General features: G+C 53.1%; 5 protein-coding genes and 1 pseudogene. 3 read left to right on the top strand and 3 right to left on the bottom strand.

Annotated features, from left to right (window positions below; translation table 11 throughout):
* Positions 1-573 (bottom strand): annotated as a pseudogene (locus MVG27_RS00705) (hypothetical protein); the annotation flags it as partial.
* A complete protein-coding gene (locus MVG27_RS00700; RefSeq protein ID WP_297555883.1) occupies positions 521-826 on the bottom strand; it encodes a hypothetical protein in 306 nt (101 codons plus the stop codon). The gene MVG27_RS00700 and the pseudogene MVG27_RS00705, both read right to left, overlap by 53 nt.
* A gap of 157 nt (positions 827-983) precedes the next feature.
* Here MVG27_RS00700 and MVG27_RS00695 point away from each other — a divergent pair, with 157 nt between their 5' ends.
* Positions 984-1,910, top strand: a complete 927-nt coding sequence (locus MVG27_RS00695) for an ATP-binding cassette domain-containing protein (protein WP_297555880.1) — start codon at positions 984-986, stop codon at positions 1,908-1,910.
* Positions 1,903-2,643, top strand: a complete 741-nt coding sequence (locus MVG27_RS00690) for an ABC transporter permease (protein ID WP_297555878.1) — start codon at positions 1,903-1,905, stop codon at positions 2,641-2,643. The genes MVG27_RS00695 and MVG27_RS00690 overlap by 8 nt, the downstream gene beginning before the upstream one ends.
* On the opposite strand, the gene MVG27_RS00685 is transcribed toward MVG27_RS00690, so the two are convergent.
* Positions 2,640-3,050 carry an OsmC family protein gene (locus MVG27_RS00685; RefSeq protein WP_366078638.1) on the bottom strand — a complete coding sequence of 137 codons (411 nt, stop codon included), beginning with the start codon at positions 3,048-3,050 and terminating at the stop codon, positions 2,640-2,642. The genes MVG27_RS00690 and MVG27_RS00685 overlap by 4 nt on opposite strands.
* A 61-nt stretch (positions 3,051-3,111) precedes the next feature.
* Here MVG27_RS00685 and MVG27_RS00680 point away from each other — a divergent pair, with 61 nt between their 5' ends.
* Positions 3,112-3,438 (top strand): NifB/NifX family molybdenum-iron cluster-binding protein, encoded by a 327-nt coding sequence (locus MVG27_RS00680; protein WP_297550896.1) that lies wholly within the window; start codon positions 3,112-3,114, stop codon positions 3,436-3,438.
* Positions 3,439-3,584: the final 146 nt, after the last annotated feature.

Raw genomic sequence — 3,584 nt, 5'->3', positions numbered from 1 at the left:
CTCCCTTATCATTCCAACCGCCGCAACTGGAACCGGGAGGGGCCTTATCTTCTCCGCTAAATAAGCGCGCCAGGCCTGCGGGTAGTGCATCGGCTCAAGGCACTTCTCCTTTGGGCCGAGGCCAATGTCAGCCTGTATCATGTCGTAGCCCGCTTTGGCAAGCTCCAGGGCTATCTCGCGCCCCATGCTCAGGTTTATTCCGCCCTCAAGGAAGCCATCCATAGCGAGCCTTACCGTAACCGGGAAGTCCCGGCCGCACTCCTCCGCTATGCGCTTCCTCACCTCAACCGCGAACCTCGTCGGCTCGCCCCATTCGTCGTCGCGGTGGTTTGTCAGAGGCGAGAGGAACTGGTTGATGAGGAGGCCGTGGGCAGCCTGCACCTCGACCATGTCGAAGCCCGCCTCCATAGCCAATCTCGCGGAGTAGGCGAACTTCTCCACAAGCTCCTCAATCTTCTCTGGAGATAGGTAATCGACGCCTATCTTCTTCCAGCCCTCGTGGGCAAGCTCTATGGAGAGCTTAACCCCCTCGTACTTGTGCACCTCGAAGGCCAGCCACTCCCAGTCCCTCAAGGACGGCCTTTGAGTCTATCCTCGGCTGGAAGGGCATGTGCTTTCCTTCCGGGAAGTCTATGGCCGTGTTCTCGACGATTATCAAACCAACGCCGCCCCTTGCGCGCCTCTCGTAGTGTTTGACGAACTTCTCCATCAGCCTACCGTTCTCCAGGGCGAAATTGGTCGATATCGGCGGGAAAACCGCCCTGTTCATGAGCTGAACCTTTCCGATGTTGATCGGCTCGAATAACTTCGGGTAATCTTCCTTCATTAGGCTCACCGAAAGGGGCATTTTTGGGAACTTCTAAAGCTTGCTTCAGATGAATCTTGTTTTCACCTAATGTCCCATGGAAAAGCCCGGCCAAACCGAAAAATCCAGAGCAAGAATCCTTTTAACCTCTGAAAATATTTTCATGATGGTGTAAAGAATGAACGCGATTGAAGCCGTTAATCTTGTGAAGTACTACGGTTCGTTTCAGGCAGTCAAAGGCGTGAGTTTTTCAGTCAAGTCCGGCGAGGTCTTTGGCTTCCTCGGTCCAAATGGGGCGGGAAAAACAACCACGATAAGGATGCTCACCGGCGTTCTAAAGCCCGATTCCGGCGAGGTAAGGGTTCTTGGTTATGATATGCTCGACGAGCAAGAGAAGATAAGGGCAAGGGAAAGAATGGGCATCGTCCCCGAGATGGCCAATCCCTACGTTGATTTAACGGCCATGCAGAACCTTAGGCTTATGGGCGAGCTTTACGGGATGTCGAAGGCCGAGATAGAAAAGCGCTCGCTTGAACTCCTCAGGGAGTTTGACCTCTATGAAAAGAGAAACGTTAAGGTTAGGGGCTTCTCAAAGGGCATGAGGCAGAGGTTGATAATCGCGATGGCCATGATAGCAGACCCTGAGCTCTACTTCCTGGACGAGCCGACGAGCGGGCTGGATGTCATAAGCGCGCGCCTCATAAAGGACGTTATCCGGGAGGAAAAGAGAGCCGGGAAGACGATATTCCTGACAACTCACAACATGGACGACGCGAACGAGCTTTGCGAGAGGATCGGCATAATCAGGAAGGGCAAGCTGATAGCGATAGACACTCCAGAAAAGCTAAAGCAGCTCGTCAAGGAGCGCGTCTCGGTTGAGGTGAGCTTCGAGCCTATGAAGTTTGACCAGTCTGTTCTCTCTTCCGTTTTAAAGGTTGAAACCATGGGCGACAAGGTGAGAATCTACACTGCAGACCCTGATAAAACCGTTAAGGAACTCGTTCGCTACGCAGAGCGGGAGAAGCTGAGGATAGTCAGCTTAAGAACGCTCTCGCCCTCGCTGGAAGATGTGTTCATGGAGCTGGTGGGTGGTAAGAATGATTGACCAGCTGAAGCGCTCCTTCGCAATAGCAAAGAAGGACATGCTCATCTTCTACATTAAGGGGCCGGTCGTGATAATGGGCCTTCTCTTTCCTTTCTTCCTCTTTTTAGCTTTCCTCATCGGAAGGAATCTCCCCCAGGACAGTCTCTTCGTTGGCTTGACGGCAATGACGGCCTTCTTCACATCGACAGCAGTTGGTCCAACGATAATCCCCTGGGAATGCCGTGGAAGAACCTTTGAGAGGCTCATAACTGCTCCAGTATCGCTTACAACTGTTCTCCTCGGCGACTTTCAGGCTTCACTTTACTTTGGGCTGGTGATAACCTTTGCCATAGCGATTCCAGCGGTGCTTTACCTTCAGCTCGAGTTGGAATGGGTGATTTTCATTACGGCCACTCTTCTTGCCGTTGGAACATTCTCAGCTATGACGGTGCTCCTCTCATCATACCCGCCAACCGACGTTCCCGCTGACGTTATGATGCTGACCTCGCTCGTCAAGTTCTCGCTCCTCTTCATAAGTGGCATCTTCGTTCCGCTGGAGAACCTTTCCTCCTACGGAAGGCTCGTTTCCTACGTCTCGCCTTTAACCTACTACGTCGACGCGCTCAGGCACTCGCTCGGAAAGGGCTACCTCCCGCTCTGGGTTGACCTCGGGATGCTGGTTCTCTTCGGAATGGCTTTCTTCTTCACCGGCGTGGCCGTCCACAAAAGAGTGCTGGAAAAGAGGTTCACTTAGGCCTGACTATCTCGACTTCCCCTTTTATCTTCTCCTTCCCCACGGTGTTGAAGACCGTGCCATATTTCTCGGCCAGCTCTTTGATGCGGAGTATCTTCTTCTCCGGTGCATCCGTCACAATCCTCACGCGGTAGGTTATCTCCTGGAGCTGGGGGTTCCTTGAGGTTTCTCCAGCCCCTAACTTCGATGCTCATCTCCTCGACGTTGAGGCGCATCTTCTTTATGAGCCTCCCCCAGTTTATCGTCAGGCAGCCGCCTATCGCGGTAAGCAGGTATTCTGCCGGTAGAGGTCCCTCGTTGCCCCCGTCGGTGTTTGTATCGGTTCTCAGCCGGAACTCCCTGACCCTCGCGAAGCTCCCGACGTTGCCGTCCCAATCGAGTTCCGCCCTGTACTCAAGCCTCTCCATAGGATCACCAGTGTGGGTTGGCACTACACTTAAAAATCCTTTCACCCATTTTCGGCAGGTGGTGAAAACGCTGGTCGCGGTTCCTACTTCAGAGGGCGGTCTCGACGATGATGTTCACGAGAGCTTGGTGAGGGCGGAAACCTTTACGCTGGTCGAGCTTGAGGACGGGAAAGTTAATGGGATCAAGGTTATCGAGAACCCTTACAAACGGGAGCCTTACGGCGCGGGTTCAAAAGTTGCTCTCTTCCTGGTCAACCTCGGCGTTAACGCCATAATATCAAGGACGGACTGTCCGAAGGGCAAGATGATTCTGGATTCCACTGGAGTTAGGATGGTCATCGTTAATGATGCCATTAAGGTTGGGGATGCCCTAGAGGGGCTTCGTTGAGATGCTAATCTTAACGCTCAAAATCTTTTTAAATCCCTCGCTCCACCTGGAATCGGTGGGTGAAGAATGGGACATCATCACCATCACCACGGCGAGCTTAAGGGCAGGATGGCCTTCTCGATAGTTCTCAACCTGGTCATCACGAT

The sequence above is a fragment of the Thermococcus sp. genome, assembly GCF_027011145.1.
Classification (GTDB): domain Archaea; phylum Methanobacteriota_B; class Thermococci; order Thermococcales; family Thermococcaceae; genus Thermococcus.
The sequence above is the reverse complement of the archived record's forward strand: the minus strand, read 5'-3'. Positions and strand labels throughout refer to the sequence as shown.

Bases quoted from the DNA above. Each gene is read 5' to 3' on its own strand.
- MVG27_RS00700 (WP_297555883.1), bottom strand. From the start codon at position 826: ATGAAGGAAGATTACCCGAAGTTATTCGAGCCGATCAACATCGGAAAG.
- MVG27_RS00695 (WP_297555880.1), top strand. From the start codon at position 984: ATGAACGCGATTGAAGCCGTTAATCTTGTGAAGTACTACGGTTCGTTT.
- MVG27_RS00690 (WP_297555878.1), top strand. From the start codon at position 1,903: ATGATTGACCAGCTGAAGCGCTCCTTCGCAATAGCAAAGAAGGACATG.
- MVG27_RS00685 (WP_366078638.1), bottom strand. From the start codon at position 3,050: ATGGAGAGGCTTGAGTACAGGGCGGAACTCGATTGGGACGGCAACGTC.